This is a genomic window from Verrucomicrobiia bacterium (genome assembly GCA_026414565.1).
In the GTDB taxonomy this organism is placed as follows: domain Bacteria; phylum Verrucomicrobiota; class Verrucomicrobiia; order Limisphaerales; family Fontisphaeraceae; genus Fontisphaera.
On the sequence record JAOAIT010000028.1, the window covers coordinates 90,389 to 110,262 of the forward strand.

A 19,874-nucleotide genomic window follows, 5' to 3' on the forward strand; every position below is an offset into this window, starting at 1 on the left:
CGGGCAGGCGGTGGCCCGGCAGATGCCGGGTGGCGTGATGGAATGCTGAAAGCAAAATCATTTCTCGCAATTGATTGCGGGGCGAACACACTCAAACTGGCCGAGTTTGACTTGAACGAAGAGGGCGGCCTGCGCCTGCGGCAGTTTGCGACGGCCAATTTGGGGTTGCAAGGCTCGCAGGAATCCACCCGCGAGACGGCGACGCTGACGGCCCTGCAGGAGCTGCTGGGGAGCGGCAAGTTCACCGCCAAGCACGTCAACCTGTGCGCGCCCGGTTTTCACGTGTTTTCCCGCTTCGTCAAGCTGCCGCCGGTGGACGCGGCGAAGGTGGAGCAGATTGTCAAATACGAGGCGCAGCAGAACGTGCCATTCCCGCTGGAGGAGGTGGTTTGGGACTACCAGATTCTGGGCACGACAGGGAGCGGGGAGCTGGAGGTGCTGCTGGTGGCGCTGAAGACGGACATTGCGGAGGGGCTGCACCGGATCATCGAGAGCGCGGGGCTGCGGCTGCAGGTGGTGGACGTGTCGCCGGCGGCGCTGATCAACGCGTTCCGCTTCAATTACAGTGATCTGGCCGGCTGCACGATGCTGCTGGACATTGGGGCGCGCACGAGCAACCTGCTGTTTTTCGAGAAGGGGAAGGTGTTTGCCCGCAGCATCAACATTGGCGGCAACATGATTACGCAGGAGTTTGCCAATGAATTCCGGCTGCGATTTGACGAGGCGGAGCGGCTGAAGGTGGAGAAGGGCTTTGTGAGTCTGGGCGGCGCCTATGAGGAGCCGGAGGATCCGCAGGCGGCGGCGATCAGCAAGATTGCGCGGCAGGTGATGACCCGCCTGCACATCCAGATGAACCAGACCATCAATTACTACAAGCAGAATCAGGGCGGGTCGGCGCCGGACCGGCTGCTGTTGTCGGGGGGGGTCTCGGTGATGCCGTATGTGGCGCAGTTTTTTGCCGAGAAACTGAATCTGCGGGAGCCGGGGCAGGTGGATTACTTCAACCCGTTGCGCAACATTGCCATTGATCCGGGGGTGAACCTGGAGGAGCTGCAAAAGGTGGCGCACACCATGGGCGAGCAGGTGGGGTTGGGCCTGCGGAATTTGGCGCACTGCCCGGTGGAGATGAATTTGATGCCGCGCAGCTCGCAGGCGATGGAGGAGTTCAGCCGCAAGAAACCGTTTATTCTGGCGGCGCTGTTCAGTCTGGCGCTGGTGTTTCTGGCGGTGGGGGTGCTGCAGCAGAAGATAGTGGATGTCAAGCGCGACACGATTGACAAGCTGACGGTGGACATCCAGCCCTTGAGCGCGGCGCAGAACAACATCGAGCAGGAGAAGCGGGTGCTGCGCGAGCTGGTGGAGGATGCGGACATCATGAAGGGCTGGCTGGAGATGCGGACGTACTGGGCGGATTTGCTGGGGGTGTTGCGGGAGTGTCTGGTGGCCACCGAGGCGGCGACGCGGCAGGCGCTCAAGCAAGACACGGGCATCTGGATCGAGGACATTTCGCTGGGGGACACCTCCACCGGGCATCAGACGACGCTGGCCGCGCCGGTGGGCGGGCCGCGGCGGCGGGGGTTGCGGTCGTGGGAATCCATCGTGGGCGGGCAGCCGACACCGGTGGCGCCGATACATGATCCGGTGACGGGGGAGGTGCTGAACAAGGAGGCGGTGATGGCCAGCATGTCCAACGCGGTGCCGGCGGAGGTGAGCATCACGCATTTGACGCTGAAAATCCGGGCGGTGGACATGACGCCGGTGGATCCGGCGGGCAACACGACGGTGGCCTACGAATTTCTGAAGCAGTTGCAGAATCATCCGCAATGGTTTGACACCAACCCGGCCGCCACCAACGCGACGGCCTTCAAGAGCACCATCACCGTGTCCAGCAACACCTTTCAGACCGAGCTGCTGGTCAAGCTGAAACGCCCGATTCCCTTCTGAGTATGCAGTGGGTCAAACGCAATCTGTTTTTTGTGATTGGCGCGGCGGTGGCCGTGGTGTTGATCGTCCTGGCGGTGGTGAATTTGATTGGCAAACTCAACCGGGACCGGCTGGCCACCGAGGAGCTGGAGCAGCAGTGGCACACGCTCAAGGGGTACTACGACATGAATCCCTTCCCCAGCCAGGAAAACCTGAACGCGATGCGGGGGGATGTGAACCGGCTGCGGAGGTTCATGGCGGACGGGCGGCCCTTGTTCACGCCGGTGAAGGCCACGTTGTACAACAATCCGCAGCAGTTCAAGACGGCGCTGGACAATATGGTGGCGCAGCTCAACGCCAGCGCCAAAAAGGCCGGGGTGATATTGCCGCCCCAGTTTTATTATGGATTCCAAGGGCAGGCCCACCAGTTGAATTTCTCGCTGGGCGGCATGCGCACGATGTCGCATCAGATGGCCGAGATTCAAAAGTTTTGCGAGATTTTGTTCGAGGCCAAGATCAACCGGCTGGAAAGTGTGGCCCGGGCGCGGGCGGGAGTGGACGATGACAATCCCGCCGTTTCGACGGCGGAATTGACGGATGAAAACATCCGCACCAACCGGCTGGGGGCCGTCTATCCGTACCGGCTGACGTTCCGTTGTTTCAGTGGCGAGCTGGCGGCGGTGATGGAGGGTTTTGCCAATTCCCCGCATGGATTTTTGGTCAAGGCCGTGGAAGTGGAGGCAGTGCCGCTGGATGCGCCGCCGGTGTTTGATCCGGGGATGATCCCGCCCCCGGGCAGTCCGCCGCCGGGATTCCCGCCGCCGGGCATCCGGCCGCCGCGCACCTTTCTGCCGCCGCGCACGCTGCCGGGCGGTGGCGGAGGTGGGGGTGCAGTGCCGCCGGGTTATCAACCCCAGCCAGGGGGTGGCCGCCAGCCGGGCGGGCAGTTTCCGCCGGATGGAGGGGGCCGCGGGCCGGGGGGCCGTGGCGGGGGAGGCGGCGGGCGGGGTGGCCGTGGGGCGGTGGAGCCGGGGGGGATGAAGGATTTGCTGGAATTGCACCAGCCGCAGGCGGTGCTGGCGGCGGCGGGTTTTCCGGGGGGCTTTCCGGGCATGGCCGGCGCGGGGGGGGGACGCACCAACCGTCCGGGGCTGGTGACGATTCTGAATGAGAAACCCTTCCGGGTGACGTTGTACATCGAGTCCATCGTGTTGTATGGGGCGCCTGCGGCGCGGAATTGAGGGCTGACGCATGGAATTTCTCAAGAAGCACTACGAAAAGATCATCTTCAGCGCCGTGCTGGTGGGGCTGGCGGCGGTGGTGGCCTACATGCTGTTTCGGATTGAAGGGGAGCGCAAGTTTTTGGAGGACAAGCGGGCGGGCATTCAAGCCAAGAAACGGGCCTACACACCGTTGAATCTGGCGGCGTATGAGGCGGCGTTGACGCGGGCCAAGCAGCCCACCAAGCTGACCTTGAGCGGGCCGCACAACGTCTTGAATCCGGTGCTCTGGCAGGAGCGGCCGGATGGCACGCGCATCAAGGTGGTGACGGGCACCGAGGTGGGGCCGGGGGCGGCGGTGGTGGCGAGCATCACGCCGTTGCGCACGATCATCAGCCTGGAAGGGGTGTCGGGCACGTCGTACCATGTGGGGGTGGTGCGGGAGGCGTCGTTGATTCCGGCCGAGCGCAAGATGGTCAAGCGCTACATCTCCACCAACTCGCCCAAGACCGACTTCTTCACGCTGAAGGAGGTCAAGGGGCCGGCGGACAATCCGGAGGCGCTGGTGCTGGAGCTGACGGAGCGCTTGTCGGAGACGCGGGAGACGGTGACCATTGCCAAGGATCGTCCGTTCATGCGGAATGATGCCTACATGGCCGATCTGAAATACGATGTGGAAGGGCTGAGCTTCAACAAATTGCGGGACGGCGACACCGTTTCCTTTGGCGGGGAGGATTATTCTGTTGAAATCAAGCCGGACGCGGTGATACTGTCCGCCAAATCGTCCACCAAACGAACGATTCTGAAATACGGGAAAGCGAATTAAACGTAACTGTTTATGGTTGTGGCTGCCTTAAGAAATGGATTCATGAGGACGGCGCTGGCCGCGTCGGTGATGGGTGTGGTGTGGCTGGCTGCTGATGCGGGGAGGGTGTGCGCCCAGACCGCCGCGGATCAGGCGGTGGTGGAGGAAGCGGTGCGCCGCCAGGAGCAGGCCATCCTCATGCGCAAGAAGCTGGCCGACGCCCAGGCGGCCCAACAGCGCAAGGACTGGAACACGGCGGTCAAACTGTATGAGGACGCGCTGGATCTTTGCAAGCGCATCGGGCCGACGGTGGACGCGGAAAACACGCAGGTGGTCAACGGGCTGGTGGCCTGCCGCATCGAGCTGGCCAAGGAGGCCCAGAAGTGGGGCCGGTACGGCGATGCCGAGGCGCAGTTGACGCGGGCCTTCACCGTGGCGCCGCGGCATCCGCAACTGCCCAAGCTGATGGAGGAAAACCAGCGGTTGCTGGCCGAGCACCGGCGCACCTCGCCGAGCAAGGAAATCACCGACAAGGTGCTGCCGGAGATCGAGAAACTGCGCGAGCAGGTGGACATCATGGTGCAGGACGGCAAGCTGCTGTACGAAGTGGGCCGGTTGGATGAAGCCGAGGCCCGGCTGCGCGAGGCGGCCCGGCTGGACCCGGAGAACAAGGCGGCCTTCCATTACCTGCGCCTGGTGGCGGAGGCCAAGTTTGCGCGGGCCTCGCGGGTGCGCGAGTACGACAGCGCCAATAATTTTGTGGAGGTGGAAAACAAGTGGATCAGCCCGATGGCGCGGGTGAACACGTTGCCGGTGCCCAATCCCTATGCGCGCGACACCCGGGTGCACACCTCCAAGGGGCGGCAGATGATCAAGGAGAAACTGGAGAAAATCCGGCTGGAAGAGGTTTTCTATGACGGGCTGCGGCTGGAGGATGTGGTCAAGAATCTTTCCGACGAGGCCAAGAAACGGGACCCGGACAAGAAGGGGGTCAATTTCTTCCTGAGCGAGAATGTGGATCCGCCGCCGCCGCCCAGTGCGGCGCCGGCGGCGATTGATCCGGCGACAGGGCAGCCGATTGCCGTGCCGGCGGAGCCGCAGGAGCCGGTGAACATCCGGGACATCCAGATCCGGATCAATCCGGCGTTGACGGACATGAAGTTGATTGACGTGCTGGAGGTGTTGCAGAAGGCGGCGATGCCCAAGATCAAGTACAGCATTGAAGATTATGCGGTGGTGATTTCACTGCGGGTCAACGAGCCGGAGACGCTGTACACGCGGGTGTTCAAGGTGGATGCCAACACGTTCTACCAAGGCTTGCAGGGGGTCATGAGCATGAGCTTTGGCGTGGGCGGCGGCGGTGGCGGTTACGGTGGTTATGGTGGTTATGGCCGGGGCGGTTATGGTGGCTATGGTGGCCGCGGGGGTGGCTACGGCGGGTACGGTGGCTATGGTGGCCGAGGTGGGTATGGAGGCTATGGCGGTTATGGCGGTGGTTATGGCGGCTGTGGCGGCGGCTACGGTGGCGGCGGGGAATCCACCTACGCGGCGGTGGACATTGCCGGCGGCGGTGGCCGCGGGGGCGGCGGGGCCGGGCAGGCGGGCGGTGGCGGCGGGGGCATTCCCTGGTTGACGGCCACCAACTCGACGGCGTTGGGCGGCACGGTGCGGGCGTTCTTTGAGGCGCACGGGTTGACGATGGATCCGCCCAAGGCGTTTTTCTTCAATGACCGCACGGGTTTGTTGATGGTGCGGGCCAGCCTGCAGGATCTGGACATTGTGGAGCAGGCGATTGAAGTGCTCAACATGGCGCCGCAGCAGTTGACCATCGAGGCGCGTATTGCGGAGTTTACGCAGGATGACAGCCGGGCGCTGGGCTTTGACTGGTGGCTGGGCAACGTGCGCATGAACAGCGGCAAGATTGACGCCACCACCGGCACCATGCCTTCGTTGGGGCCGACACCGGGCCAGCCGGTGCCGGGCCTGCCGGGCGGCAATGGTGTGTTCCCCGGGCCGGGGCCGGCCGGGACGACGCTGACGGGGCCGGGGGCGCAGCCGCCGGCGGCGACGGATAACAAGCTGACAGGCGGTTTGACGCCGGTGGGGCTGCCGCTGGCCACGTTTACGGGCATTTTGACTGATCCGCAGTTCCGGGTGGTCTTGCGCGCCATTGAGAACCGCAGCGGCGTGGACTTGCTGGCCTGCCCGAAGATCACCACGCTGAGCGGGCGTCAAGCGCAGATCAAGGCGGTGGACATTAAATACGTGGTGACGGATTTGGGCCTGGATCAAACCAGCGGCGGCGGTTACTACGGCGGAGTGGGCGGCGTGGGCGGTGTGGGCACGGGCGGCGGCATTGGCTCCATTGTGCAGCCCATCACCGAGCCGATGGAAGTGGGTCCCACCCTTGACGTGGTGCCGTCGGTCTCGGCGGACGGTTACACCATTCAGCTCACGTTGATCCCCACTTTGAAGGAGTTTCTGGGGTACGACGACCCGGGTGCGTTTGTGGCCACCATTCAATCGGTGGGCGGGGCGGGGGCGGCGGCGCCGATCATTACGCCCACCCCGCTGCCGAAGTTCCGCCTGCGCCAGGTGGTGACCTCATGCGTGGTGTGGGACGGCCAGACGGTGGTGCTGGGCGGTCTCATTTCCGAGGATGTGCAGAAGATCAAGGACAAGGTGCCGGTGCTGGGAGATTTGCCGCTCTTCGGGCGGTTCTTCCGCAATGAGTCGTCCAAGACGACGAAGAAAAACCTGGCGATTTTTGTGACGCCCACCTTGATTGATCCGGCGGGCAACCGGCTGCACTCGGACGAGGAAATGCCGTTTGCGGCCAACAACATCCCGCCGCAGAAGCCGCTGGTGCCGGTGACGCCGGCGACGCCCGCCCCGTCGGGGGTGCCGGCGGTGCGGCCGTAAAGGCCGGTTTTTTGGGCCAGCCCCGCAACCTTGCTGCGGGGCTTTTTAATTGGCGCGGCGCGGGACTGCCGTATGTTGCCCAAACACAAACGCCTGTTGCTGGTGGATGGCCATGCTTTTGCCTACCGCGCCTTTCACGCCATCCGCCATCTGAGCGCGCCGGATGGCACGCCCACCAACGCCATTTTTGGCTTCATCAAAACCTTGGGCAAGCTCCAGTCCCAATGGCAGCCGGAATTTTTTCAGGTGGCCTGGGATGGCGGCATGGCGGCCGAGCGGTTGGAGGCGCTGCCGGAGTACAAGGCCCAGCGCCCGCCGATGCCCGAGCCGTTGAGCCGGCAGATGGAGGGCATCCAACAGTGGCTGGAGGCCTCCGGCTTGTCGAGCTTCTGCCAGGAGGGTGTGGAGGCGGATGATTGGATAGCCACCGCGGCGCGGCAGGCGGTGGAGCAGGGGGCGGCGGTCATCATTGCCAGCCCGGACAAGGACTTCATGCAACTGGTTGGCCCCCAGGTGGCGCTGTGGAATCCCAATGATGAGGCGGAGACCTTGTGGACGCCGGAGCGGGTGGTGGAAAAGACGGGGGTGCAACCGGCCCAAGTGGTGGACTGGCTGAGCCTGATAGGGGACAGCGTGGACAACATCGGGGGTGTGGTGGGGGTGGGGCCGAAGACTGCTGCCAAATTATTGCAGCAATTTGGCACGATAAATGCGATTTACGAGCACCTGAACGACCTGAACAACGACACCCTGCGCGCGGCCCTGCGGGCGGCCGAGGCGGTGGTGCGCCGTAATCAACGGCTGATCCGGCTTAATGACCGGCTGCCGGGGCGGGTGGAATTGGAAGCCCTGCGGCCCGGGCGGCGGGATGTGCGCCGCCTGCGTGAACTTTACGCGCGCTGGGGCTTCCATTCGCTTCTGCGGGAGCTGGGGGCAGGCGGGCAGGCGCAGGGGGAGCTGTTTTGAAGGGGCAGGCGTTGGGCAAAAAAGGTGCCGGGCGGGGCACAATAAGATTTGCAAAAGCACGCTGGATTGGTAGAAGGAAAGAACGATATGTCAGCAATGGTACGCGTGTGTGAAAGGCTCGCACTGGCGGGCCTGACGGTGTGGTGTGCCGTCGTGGCCTGGGGCCAAAGTTCCTATGGGCCGGCAGGACCGGAGTACGCTCCGGTGGGTGCGCTGGCGGGCGACCAGGTGATGCCCGCGGTGGCGCTGGGAGGCAACGGCGGCTATCTGGTCTGGCAGGACAACATGACCGATGGCCAGGACACGGCCATCGTGGCGCAACGCCTGGGGCCGGGCGCCGTGGGTATTTACGGTTCTTTTCGCGTGAATCAACAGGGGGCGCGGGAGCAAAGCCGGCCGCGGGTGGCGCTGTTGAAGGACGGCGGGGCGGTGGTGGTATGGCAGGGCAACCAGAGCGGCTCGTGGGATGTGTATGCCACTTTTATTGCCACCAATGGCACGTTGATTACCAGCGATGTGCTGGTGAACACCACCACGGCGGCGGATCAAATCAATCCGGCGGTGGCGGTGCTGGCTGATGGGAATGTGGTCATTACCTGGGGCAGTTTTGATCAGGATGGCAGTTACCAGGGCGTTTATGCCCGGCGTTTCAGCCCCACTGGCGCGCCCCTGGGGGGCGAATTCAAGGTGAGCACCAGCTCTTACCTGAATCAGCGCACCCCGGCGGTGGCGGCTCTGACGGGCGGCAATTTTGTGGTGGTCTGGGTTTCCGAGCACCAGACTTCGGGCGACAACGTGCGGGCGGGCATTTTTGGGCAGCTTTTCACGGCTCAAGGCGTGCCGGTGGGCGGGGAGGTGGCTCTCAGCACCACGACCAACATCTGCGCCAATCCGGCCATTGCGCCGCTGGCCAATGGCGGTTACATCGTCGTGTGGGGGCAGCGCTCGGCCCAATTACGGGATGCCGATTTTTACGCGCCGGAGAACAGTTGGGACGTGTTTGGGCTGACCTTTAACGCGCTGGGCAAGGCCGTGCAGCGCAATCCCTTCCGCATCAACACCTTCACCTACGGAGATCAATACGTGCCTTCGGTGGCCACGGTGGGGGATGAGGCGCTGGTGGTCTGGACGAGTTTGGGGCAGGACGGCTCGCGCGAGGGGGTTTATGGGCAGTTTGTGGGGGCGGCGGGGGCGTTGTTGGGCGGAGAAATCCGGTTCAATGACTTGACGCTCAATCAGCAGTTGCATCCGGTGGCGGCGAGCAACGGGCGGGATCAGTTTCTGGTGGTCTGGACCACCTATGTGAACCTGAGCACGAGCTTTGATTTGCGGGCGCGGCGGTATGATGCGGTGCAGGCGCCGCTGGTGGCGCCGCCGGCGCCATACATTACGGCGCTGAGCCAGAGCCGGTTGAGTGTGGCCTGGCCGGCCCTTGAAGGCATGCCGGTGACCGCGTATGAGCTGTATGTGGACGGGTCCACCACGCCCGTGGTGGTGACCAGCAACCTGTACACGCTCATCAACCTGGCGCCGGCCAGCCAGCACACCGTGCGGCTGGCGTACCGGCTGGCCGATGGGCGGGTTTCCCCGCCGTCCACCCTGGCCACCGGGGTGACGTGGGGGGCGGATGAGAATTATGATGGATTGCCGGATGACTGGCAGGCCCGGTACTGGGGGCCGAATCCGGCCGCCTGGCCCGGGGGGCAGGTGGACAGCGATGGGGATGGGGTATCGAATTTGCAGGAATTTTTGGCCGGCACGGATCCGCGGGATCCGCAGAGCGTGCTCAAACTGAGCATCAGCTCCTCGCCGCAGGGGTACCGGCTGAATTGGAACACGCAGCCCGGCCAGGTGTATCAGGTGCAGATGGCGGATCGTCTGGGGGCGTGGAGTGACTATGGCGCGCCAAGGCTGGCGGCCACGAATACGGACTCGGTGGCGGTTTCGGGGCCGGGATCGAGCGCGTTTTACCGGGTGTTGCGGCTGCGTTGAGGCCAAGATTTGGAAGCACAGGTTATGAAACGATTGAGTGCAATTGGGTTGGCGGTGGGGCTGGCGATGATGACGGCCTCCCCTGCCCGCGCCTTCTCCCTGTTGGGCATTTGGGACACTTGGCAGACCGGGCCCATTGGGTATCAACTGGCGGGTGACATTGGCGGTCCGATGGGACTGGGGGAGGGGTATCGGTGGAATGTGCCGGTCATCACCTACGCCTTTGACCGCAGTTTTTTGCTGTACTTTGGCCAGCGGGGCGTGGACGAGGTGGAGAAGGCGATTGCCATCCTGAATGCACTGCCTCCGGTCTCCAATTTAAGCTCGAATCTGGCGGAGTTTCCCTTGGATTCCAAGCGGGTGAACTATCAGGCGCAGGCCTTGTACATGTATGATTTGAAGTCCGCGGCGCTGGAGACGCTGGTGGAGATTTTGGGGCTGGCGGAGCCGGAGCGCTATGCCTTTTGTTTGCGGGCCCGGCAGCTTCAGACGGTGGGCAACACCACCGTCACCAACTACTTGGTGATTCAGCGCAATTTTGACCCGGTGACGTGGGTGCCCACGCGGCTGGTGAATGGCACGGCCTATTCCTATCAGGTGTTGGAGCCGCTGACCCCGGGGAATTATGCGGATGCCATCGAGTTTGTGACGGATCCGCTGGCGCTATCTTACACGGCGGTGGCTTCAAAGAGTGCCACCTTGGGACAATACTATACGGGGTTGACCCGCGATGATGTGGGGGGATTGCGCTATCTCTATCGTTACCACAACTTTGCGGTGGAGAACTTGGCGGCGGGGGTGACCAATTCGTTTGGCGCGGGCACCGGCGGGGGGTACATGATTTGGTGGCCGACCAATGCCACCTTGCAAACCAATTTCTGGGGCGGCACCGGGACCAACACCATACAAACCACCGGCCTGCGGCCGGGCATAGAGAAGATCACCTTCCGGCGGGTGGACTATGACTCGTTGCTGGGGCAGCAATTGGTGCCGTACACCCATTATTACACCGATCTGGTGATTACCAACTATGTGGCTTACCCGCAGTATGTGGCCCGGACGGTGACCACGCCCGACATTTTGTTCACGGCGGCCGACCTGGGGGTGTCTGCTGGTGTGCCCGCGCCGGTGTTGATTGATCGGACAGTGACCTTCACCTCCAATGACGCGTTGAACGGCTCCACGGTACAGGCCGGTCCCGGCACGCTGTCCGGACCGGCGGCCATTTCGTTCACCACGTTGCTGCCGGCGTTTTTGAACGACGACACTTTCTTTGATGAGGCCAGCGCCAGCCGGACGGGGGTATGGGGCGCGTTTGATGGCACCACCAACGCGCCGGTGGTTTTTCCGAGCATCTTGAGCATTCAATACATCGAGCAACAGGTGCAGTCACGTTAACCTTTTTGGGTCATGCGCAGAAGTTTCGTCACCATGAAGTCGCGCGCCGCCGGGCTGCTGGCAGGCGTGATGGTTGCCAGCCAGCTTTGGGGCCAGCAGGCGGTGTTTGAGAACAACAGCGACACCACCTATCTCACCGTCAGCCCCCAGGTGGCGGCCACCACCTTTATCAACAGCGCGCTGTTTGCCGTGGGGGCCGCCACTGGTTACAGTGCTTATGATTTGCCCTTCGACACGCTGTACACGCTTTATTTCACCAATAAATCCAGCGGGCGAATGGAGGGATATCCGGGTTTCCGGCTGGACTTCAGCACCAACACCAGCGCGGCGGTGATTGAGCGGTTTCCGGCGGCGGTGATTCACAATCAGGGCAAAATTTATGCGTCCACGCGGTTGGAGCTCTGGGCCACCAACATTGTCAGCCCCGGCTCGTTGAGCGTGGGCATCGAGGGCCTGCTGCGCGTGGTGGGCCGGAACGTCAATCTATCCCGCAGCTTCATCCGGGTGGGAGGGGATCCCGAGTATTTGGAAACGGATTCGACTCTCAGTCTCGCCAACGGTTACATCAACCCCCGGGGGGTCACCGATGCCTACTGGGGGGTGGGGCGGGATGGCACGCTGAGCGGGAGCAACGGCACGGCGTTGAATCTGCCCTTCCTGCGGCAGTTGAATTTTGCCACGCCCTCGGCGGGGACGCCCAGTCATCAGGTATTGCAGTTGTCGCCGCTGGGCCGCAACCGGCTGCTAACCAATTCCGTCAGCCTGCCTTCTTTCTTGGGCAGCTCCTATGGACAATACGATGCCTTTGTGCTGAGCAATCGGGTGGGCTTGACCAGCGCGGTGATTCAGGCGGTGTTTATCCCCACCAACAACCTGGCCTGGGCCAACGGTATTGTGCCCACGGTGCGTTTCATGGGCGGAGTCGGGCAGAGTGCTCCGGCGGTGGAGCTGCGCGCGACGTATTTTGATCCGGTGGCGCAAGCCAGCCGGCAGTTGACGTTGTATCTGGCGGATTACTCGATGCAACTGACGAATTTCGCCCTGCAGACAGGCTATGACCGCAAGGCGTATCTGGCGGACGGCACCCTTTCGCCCACCGGGACGCGGCGGCCGAACAATTACGAGCTGACTTATGAGCCGCCGTTGGTGTGGAGTGTTTCCACCGGGCCTAATCTGGCCTACAGCAACGTGACGTTTTATCCGCCGGGCGCCATGACCAACCGGGCGACCTATCGTTATGCAGCTTACAGCGCCTTGATTAATGCCACCAACGACGGACTGGGCCTGGGGAGGCTCATGCCCCTGCGATATACCAATCCCACCAATGCCACCGGGCGGCTGGAGATTCAGGCGGACACACTGGATTTGCGGCAGGCGCGCATCCACGCGGACAATGTGGTGAGCATTGTGGCGTCCAATCTGGTGGGCAACACGCTGTCCTCGGTGGACGCGCCCATCCTGAAGTATGACATTGGCACGACGCAGAGCGTGTTGCGCATTTCGAATCTGGTGTCGAGTGCGTACAATCGCTTATGGGGGCAGATTTCGGTGTGGAGCGCGGTGTGGTCGGTGAATTACACCAATCAGAACCTGGCCGGCAACTGGGAGACCAACGAGCTGGAGTATCATGTGATGTTTGTGGACTTTGAGTTTTATCCCAGCATTCCGGTGGATTTGTGGGAGCTGACGGCGCGGGCCACGAATGTGGTGATTGCCGATGCGGTGACGGCCAGCTCCGCGCTCAAAGTGGATGCGGAATCCCTGACGGTGACCGGCGATGCGCTGCGGCAGGCCTCGCTGGTGCTGCCCGCGCTTACGGCGTGGGGGCCGGAGGCGTTCCCGCGGTTGAAGCACCTGACCAATGACGGCAACATTTTGATTTCGCAAGCGGCGGATTTTTCGACGCGCCTGCCGACGAATAATATCTACGGCCAGCCCACGGTGGTGGAGGTGCCGTATTTGAACTTCATCAACCGGGGCAATCTCACAGGGGCATCGCATCGGGTCTATGCCACCAACCTGGTGAACAGCGGCACCTTGATGGCCTCGGCGGGGGGCATTCAGCTTCGACTGACCAACGGGACCCTGGCGGGGGGCTGGATGAGTTCGCGCGCGGATGTGGACATTCAGGCGGCGAATTTAACGGCTGTTGGCTCGGCGATGAGCGCCGGGGGTGCATTGCTGTTGGATGTGACCAACTCGCTCACCGACGGCGGGCCGGGGGCGTTGAATGACTGGAGCGTAAGCGGCGGTTTCACGCTTTTACGGCGGCCGCGGACGGCCAGTCTGCTGGGCACACGGATCACCTCCCACGCGGCCTTCAACACGCTGGTGCGGCATGTATGGGCCGGGCGCAACCTGGGGGCCACGCCGGCCGGCTTTACGAACAATGCGGCGCTGGGGCAACTGGTGCTGGACGGGGCGGATTTGGCGTTGTTCGAGTTTGCCGGCGCGGGCACCAATGATGCGTTGTATGTGGATTATCTGGAGTTTCGCGGGTTTGCCACGAACGTGGCGACGGCGCTGCAGATTGCGCCCAACCTGACGATTTATTTTGCCAACGCCAACCTGTCGCCGGACAAGCTGAACGGGGCGCTGGGCGGGCGGCTGCAATGGGTGTATCAGTACACCGGGGCGTTCAGCTCCACCAATCTGGTGGTGGATGGACGCACCATCACGCTCAATGCGGCGCTGCTGCAGAGCATGTTCTCGGATTTGGACGCGGACGGCATCCCGAACAAGCTGGATCCCACGCCGTTTTTGAGCGGGCGGGATTTGGACTTCCGGGTGGCGTTTGTGCGCACGCCGGCGCTGCAGGCGCAGCTCTCCTGGATGGCCATCCGGTATTCCACCAGCCTGGTGGAGTACACGACAAATTTGACGTCCGGGCCGTGGCTGCCGCTGACCTCCATAACGCAAGGGGCGCAAAACGGGCGGCTGACGGTGCTGGATCCGGTGCGGCCGGGGGCGCCGCGGTATTACCGGGTGCGGGTGGAGCCGTACATTGGATTGATACAACCTTGAGCCGGGGCGAGGATCGGCCATGTCATGAGGCGCATGTTAAGCAGTTTCGTCAAGGCAGCCGTGGGCGGGGCGTTGTGGGCCGGGCTGGCGGGGGTGTCCTTGTGGGGGCAGTCGGCCAACCTGCTGGTGACCATGAGCGGCAGCCCCAACGCGTTGGTGTTGGGGGGCAATGTCACCTATACCATGGTGGTTTCCAACATCGGCCCCAATACGGCCAGCGATGTGCGGCTGACGAATTTTCTGCCGGCGGGTTTTACCTTCGTCAGCGCCAATGCTTCCGTTTCCGGGGCGGCGATGGTTACCAATGCGGTTATGGGTTTCACCAACAAGCTGTGGCGGTACAACCAGAACGGGCAGGACCTGGGCACGAGCTGGCGGGAGGTGGGGTACGATGATACAAGCTGGCCGACGGGCTACGGGGCCTTTGCCAATGAGAGCGGTTACAGCAACACGTGGCAGGTGCCCACGAATACCTGGCTGCAGTTGGACGCCAATGGCAGCCGGATCCTGACGTATTATTTCCGCACCACCTTCGTGGTAACCAACCTGTTAAACAACCCCTCGCTTTTCCTGCGTTACCAGTTGGATGACGGCATGGTGGTGTATTTGAACGGGGTGGAAATCTGGCGCACCAATCTGCCCACCGGAGAGATTACGTACAGCACCGGGGCCTTGTCGGCGCACACGGAAAATGTGTTGAATTCCACCAACGTGGCGGTGACCAACCTGGTGGCGGGGACCAACCTGCTGGCGGTGGAGGTGCACCAGCAGAGCGCGACCAGCAGCGACATTTATTTCGGGATGTCGGTGGATTTGATTGGGCTGAGCGGCGCGGCCGCCACCTATCAGGTGCAGGGGAGCAATGTCGTCTTCAGCGTGGCCAGTCTGCCGGCCGGGGGGACGATGACCGCCACGGTGGTGGCGCGGGCGGGCACGCTGGGCCAAAACACCGTGCGGGCCACCGGCGGCAGCAGCACGGCGGACCCGGCCCCGGGCAACAACACGGCCACGGTGGTCACGCTGGTGAATCCGCCACCCTCGGCCAATCTGGCGCTGACGCTGACGGACTTTCCGGATCCGATTCAGGTGGGGAATTTGCTGACCTACACGCTGATGGTGTCCAATGCGGGGACGATTTGGGCCACCAACACCTGGTTGACCAATACCCTGCCGTCCGGGGTGGAGTTTGTGTCGGCCACCATTTCCAACGCGGGGCTGGTGACGCAGTATATGACGCTGGTCAGCTTCAGCAATACGTGGGCTTACAACCAGTCCAACGTGGCGTTGGGGGTGGCGTGGAAGGAAATCGCCTACGATTATTCCTCCTGGCCGGTGGGGGAGGCGGTGCTGGCCTATGAGACGGATCCCCTGCCGCTGCCGGTGTTGACCCAGCTCAATCTCACCAATGAACTGGGGCGCATTCCCACGTATTATTTCCGCAGCACTTTTGATTACCAGGGGCCGCCGACGAATTTGCTGCGGTTGCGGCTGCTGGTGGACGATGGGGCGGTGGTGTATTTGAACGGGCAGGAGATTTACCGGACCACCAACATGCCGAGCGGGGCGATCGGCTTTTTGACGCTGGCCACCAGCGCGGCCACGGAAGGGGTGTTGGTGGAGCCGGTGGTGGCGGTGAGCAACCTGCTGGCGGGCACGAATTATCTGGCGGTGGAGGTGCATCAGAACAGCACCAACAGCAGCGATGTGGCGTTTGCCCTGCAGGTGGAGGAGGCGCGGGTTTCCCGCGGGGCTTATGTGGTGCGGGAGCCGGAGGTGATTTTTGAGCTGGGGAATTTGCCGGCCTACAATGCGGCCTTCATCTGGCTGACGGTGCGGCCGAATCAGGCGGGCTTTATCACCAATTATGCCAGTGTGCTGGCGGAGACGTACGACAATAATTTGACCAACAACAGCGCCTGGGTTTCGACGCGCATCTCCGCCACGCCGGTGGGGGCGGATTTGTCTGTCACGGTCACGGACACACCGGATCCGGTGATTCAGGGGCAGCCGTTGACCTATCAAATCACGGTGCGCAACGCCGGGCCGTCGGCGGCGGACAACACGCGGGTGACCAATGTGTTTTATCCGGGCGTGCAACTGGTGAGCCTGGGGCCGGGGTGCGGCATTGAAGGCTCGGCGATTGTGTGTGATTTGGGGCGGGTGGCGAGCAACGGGCAGGCCACGGCGACTTTCGTCGTGCGGCCGAATCAGGTGGGGGTGGTGTCCAACGTCGTGGTGGTCGGGTCGGACGAAGTGGACGCCAACCAGACGAACAACGTGGCGGCCGCGGTGACGGTGGTGGAGACCTCCTATCGGGCGGATTTAAGCCTGACGATGGTGGATGCGCCGGATCCGGTGATTGCGGGGGAAAGGTTCACCAATTTCCTCACCGTGGCCAATGCAGGGTTGTCCAACGCGCCGGCGGTCATCGTGACCAACCGCTGGTTTGGGCCGGCGCAGGTGCAGGCGGTGCGGCTGCCGCCGGGGGCGGTGTATCAGGATTTGGGCGGGGGGGTGCTGGTGTTTCATCTGGGGGTGGTGCCGGTGGGGAGCAACGTGACGGTGGCGGTGGAGGCGCTGGCGTTGAGCGTGGGCGCGGTGACGAATCTGGCCAGCGTGAGCACGCCGATCCTGGATCCCAATCTCGCGAACAATTCAGCCGTGGGGAGCACGCGCATCAATCCCACGCCGGTGGTGGATTTGGTGACGGCGGTGCGGACGGTGCCGGCGGTGCCGTATGGGGGATTCCCCATGCTGTATGAGCTGACGGTGGCGAATGCGGGGACGTTGAACGCCACGGGGGTGATTGTGACCAACTGGCTGCCGCCGGAGGTAACGGTGGTGGGGGTGACCAATGGGCACGGGACGGTGACGAATACCGGCAATGTCTGGGTGTTTGGCCTGGGCAGCCTGCCGATTGGCGGCTCGGCCACGGTGCTGGTGCAGGTGGTGACGCCGCCCTCGGGCACGTTGACCAACCGGGCTTATGCGGTGAGCGCGCAGAATGATTACAATTTGAGCGACAACCTGGCGGTGTTGGAGACGGTGGTGGTACCGGGGACGGCGGCGGATATTGCGCTGCAGATGACGGTAACGCCCAGCAACGCCTATGCGGGACAGGAAGTTTCGTTGCGGCTGACGGTGTTGAATAATGGCCCGCAGACAGCGACGGGCATTGTGATCACCAACTGGCTGCCGCCGCAGGTGCAGTACCTGCGGGGCAATGTGACGGCGGGGTCGTTTATGAGCAGCAGCAACGCCCAGGTCATCATGGTGCCGTCGCTGGCCAATGGAGCCTCCATGAATGCTGTTATCGTGGTCAAACCGCTGGGCAATGGCGGGCTGCTGACCAACCGGACGGTGGCTGTGACGGCCACGGCGGATCCGACGCCCAATGAGGTGGCCACGGTGTTGCGGGTGGCCCCGGCGGCCGATGTGCGGGTGGGGGTGACCGCGCCCACGGAGCTGGTGGCGGCCGGGTCGGTGGTGACCTACAGCGTGGCAGCTCAAAATGCCGGGCCTTCAACGGCGTCCAATGCCACCGTGTTTTGTTACCTGCCGGTGGGGGCGCAATTTCAAGGGGCATTTCCCAGCCAGGGCAGCACCGCGGTTTCCAACGGGGTGGTGTTGTGGGCGGTGGGCAATCTGGCGGCGGGCCAGACGGCCAGCCTGGAGGTGGACTTTTTGCCGGGCGGGGGCACGCTGGCGGTGGGCACGGTGGGCATCACGGCGCCGGCGTATGATCCGGTGACGACGAACAACACCGTGACGGTGATCACGCCCATTTTGCAGGGGGTGGGCGGCGGCGAGCTGGTCATTACCCCCACCACCAATATCAATTCGCTGGTGGCCGCGCTGACGGGGGGCGCCACGGGCATTCAGGTCAAGCGGGCGGTCCTGCAGGCGCATCGCCGCGGGCAGCGAATGACGACGGGGTTGTTCACTTCGGCCAACATCTTTGGCAGCGGGCAGGCGTTGTCGGGGGTGGCGTTGAGCACCGGCAATGTGGCCGATTACGGCAGCGGGCCGAATACCGATACCGGGCGGACGACGGCTTATGGGGTGCAGGCCACGGAGGAGCAGGAGCGGCTGCTGGATCCGATCACCGCCTCGGAGGAGGAATCCTATACGCATTATGATGTCACGCAGTTGGATGTCTATTTTGAGTTCCTGCCGGGTTATGACCGGGTGACGTTCAAGGTCATGTTTGGCTCGGAGGAATTCCCGGAGTATGTGGAATCGCCGTGGATTGACGGCTTTGGCATTTATCTGGATGGAGAGAACATCGCGTTTGCGGGCGGGATGCCGGTGAACATCCGGCATCCGGCGATGAAAGCCGTGGCGGGGACCGAGCTGGACGGGGTCATCATGATTGGGGAGACCAACCCGGTGATGGTGTTTACCGCGCCGGTGAATCCGGAGCTGACGGAACACCGGCTGACGTTCATTGTGGCCGACACCAGCGACGAGTTGTTGGATACCACCGTATATGTGGCGGGTCTGGGCGGCTCGCTGGGGGCGGTGGCGGATGTGGGGATTAGCGGGACGGTGGCGCCGGACACGGCGCTGGTGGGGCAGCCGTTCACTTACACGTTGCAGGTGACCAATGCCGGGCCGGAGGTGGCCTCCAACACGGTGGTGCGGGCGATGCTGCCGCAGGCCTTCAGCAACCTCACCCTGAGCGTGTCCACGGGCACTTATACCGTGGCGGGCGGTTGGCTGACGTGGCAGGTGGGCCACCTGGCCCGGCGGGGCAGCGCCCAGGCCACGTTGCGGGCGGTCTCGACGATGGAGGCACGGCTGACACTGGCCTTCAGCGTGCGCTCGGCGATGAGCGATTTGAACGTGAGCAACAATGTGGTGCGGCTTTCCAGCTCGGCGGTGATGCCGGGCAGTTATTTCAATCCGGCGGAGATTATCATTCGGGATGGCGCAGCGGCGCTGCCGTATCCCTCCACCATCCAGGTGTCTGGGCTGACGGGGGTGGTGGACAAGGTGTACGTGACGTTGTTGGATGTGCATCACACCTTCCCGGCGGATATTCAGGCGCTGCTGGTCTCGCCGGAGGGGCGGCAGGTTTTGTTGATGGCCGGGGCGGGCGGCGGCTACGACGCGGAGGGATTGTCGCTGCAATTTGCGGATGACGCGCCGGCGGCGCTGCCGTTGGATCAGCCGTTAAATACGGGAGCCTACCGGCCGGGCAATCTGGCGCCCACCAACCGTTTCCCCGGCACGGGCTTTATTGTGCAACCGCAATTTGCCACCTCGCTTGCGGCTTTGCGCCGGGGCAACCCGAACGGGAATTGGTCCTTGTTCATATATGACAGCCAGGGCGGCGATAGCGGGGTGATCGCGGGCGGTTGGAATTTGCGCATCTTCACCGCGCCCGAGTTGAGCCTGGCGATTGCGGGGAGCAACCTGGTGATTTCCTGGCACGACCTGCCAGGGTACACCCTGGAGGGCACGGCGGCGCTGACGGCGAATCCGCAATGGGTGCCGGTGACGGCGACGCCGGTGGTGCGCGAGGGGCGGCGGGTGGTGACCCTGCCGTTGAGCAGCGGATTGAAGTTTTTCCGGCTGCGCCAGCCCTGAGGCCGGCGCAGCGGGGCGAGCAAGTAGTTGTA

9 protein-coding genes are annotated in these 19,874 nt (G+C 63.2%); all 9 read left to right on the forward strand.

Annotated elements, in window-relative coordinates; all coding sequences use genetic code 11:
• The first annotated feature begins 42 nt into the window (after window positions 1-42).
• The 9 genes from N3J91_07325 to N3J91_07365 all read left to right on the forward strand — a co-directional run bounded on the left by N3J91_07325 (window position 43) and on the right by N3J91_07365 (window position 19,842).
• The gene (locus N3J91_07325) at window positions 43-1,944 is read left to right on the forward strand and encodes a pilus assembly protein PilM (GenBank protein MCX8156240.1); all 1,902 of its coding nucleotides are present in this window, start codon (window positions 43-45) and stop codon (window positions 1,942-1,944) included.
• A gap of 2 nt (window positions 1,945-1,946) precedes the next feature.
• Entirely contained in the window at window positions 1,947-3,164 is a 1,218-nt protein-coding gene (locus tag N3J91_07330) for an Amuc_1100 family pilus-like protein (protein ID MCX8156241.1), read from the forward strand.
• Window positions 3,165-3,174: 10 nt separating this feature from the next.
• A complete protein-coding gene (locus tag N3J91_07335) occupies window positions 3,175-3,969 on the forward strand; it encodes a hypothetical protein (protein MCX8156242.1) in 795 nt (264 codons plus the stop codon).
• Between the two features lie 42 nt (window positions 3,970-4,011).
• Window positions 4,012-6,870, forward strand: coding sequence for a hypothetical protein (locus N3J91_07340; GenBank protein MCX8156243.1), 2,859 nt, complete (start codon window positions 4,012-4,014; stop codon window positions 6,868-6,870).
• A 72-nt stretch (window positions 6,871-6,942) separates the two neighbouring features.
• Window positions 6,943-7,836 carry a 5'-3' exonuclease gene (locus tag N3J91_07345; GenBank protein MCX8156244.1) on the forward strand — a complete coding sequence of 298 codons (894 nt, stop codon included), beginning with the start codon at window positions 6,943-6,945 and terminating at the stop codon, window positions 7,834-7,836.
• A gap of 87 nt (window positions 7,837-7,923) precedes the next feature.
• Window positions 7,924-9,828 carry a fibronectin type III domain-containing protein gene (locus tag N3J91_07350; protein ID MCX8156245.1) on the forward strand — a complete coding sequence of 635 codons (1,905 nt, stop codon included), beginning with the start codon at window positions 7,924-7,926 and terminating at the stop codon, window positions 9,826-9,828.
• A 24-nt stretch (window positions 9,829-9,852) separates the two neighbouring features.
• On the forward strand, window positions 9,853-11,226 hold the full coding sequence (locus N3J91_07355; protein MCX8156246.1) for a hypothetical protein: 1,374 nt from the start codon (window positions 9,853-9,855) through the stop codon (window positions 11,224-11,226).
• Between the two features lie 12 nt (window positions 11,227-11,238).
• The gene (locus N3J91_07360; GenBank protein ID MCX8156247.1) at window positions 11,239-14,250 is read left to right on the forward strand and encodes a hypothetical protein; all 3,012 of its coding nucleotides are present in this window, start codon (window positions 11,239-11,241) and stop codon (window positions 14,248-14,250) included.
• A gap of 24 nt (window positions 14,251-14,274) precedes the next feature.
• Window positions 14,275-19,842, forward strand: a complete 5,568-nt coding sequence (locus N3J91_07365; GenBank protein MCX8156248.1) for a DUF11 domain-containing protein — start codon at window positions 14,275-14,277, stop codon at window positions 19,840-19,842.
• Window positions 19,843-19,874 lie beyond the last annotated feature (32 nt).

What these genes read in the sequence shown, in the direction of transcription:
- N3J91_07325 (MCX8156240.1), top strand. Translation starts at nt 43, where the DNA reads ATGCTGAAAGCAAAATCATTTCTCGCAATTGATTGCGGGGCGAACACA.
- N3J91_07330 (MCX8156241.1), top strand. Translation starts at nt 1,947, where the DNA reads ATGCAGTGGGTCAAACGCAATCTGTTTTTTGTGATTGGCGCGGCGGTG.
- N3J91_07335 (MCX8156242.1), top strand. Translation starts at nt 3,175, where the DNA reads ATGGAATTTCTCAAGAAGCACTACGAAAAGATCATCTTCAGCGCCGTG.
- N3J91_07340 (MCX8156243.1), top strand. Translation starts at nt 4,012, where the DNA reads ATGAGGACGGCGCTGGCCGCGTCGGTGATGGGTGTGGTGTGGCTGGCT.
- N3J91_07345 (MCX8156244.1), top strand. Translation starts at nt 6,943, where the DNA reads ATGTTGCCCAAACACAAACGCCTGTTGCTGGTGGATGGCCATGCTTTT.
- N3J91_07350 (MCX8156245.1), top strand. Translation starts at nt 7,924, where the DNA reads ATGTCAGCAATGGTACGCGTGTGTGAAAGGCTCGCACTGGCGGGCCTG.
- N3J91_07355 (MCX8156246.1), top strand. Translation starts at nt 9,853, where the DNA reads ATGAAACGATTGAGTGCAATTGGGTTGGCGGTGGGGCTGGCGATGATG.
- N3J91_07360 (MCX8156247.1), top strand. Translation starts at nt 11,239, where the DNA reads ATGCGCAGAAGTTTCGTCACCATGAAGTCGCGCGCCGCCGGGCTGCTG.
- N3J91_07365 (MCX8156248.1), top strand. Translation starts at nt 14,275, where the DNA reads ATGAGGCGCATGTTAAGCAGTTTCGTCAAGGCAGCCGTGGGCGGGGCG.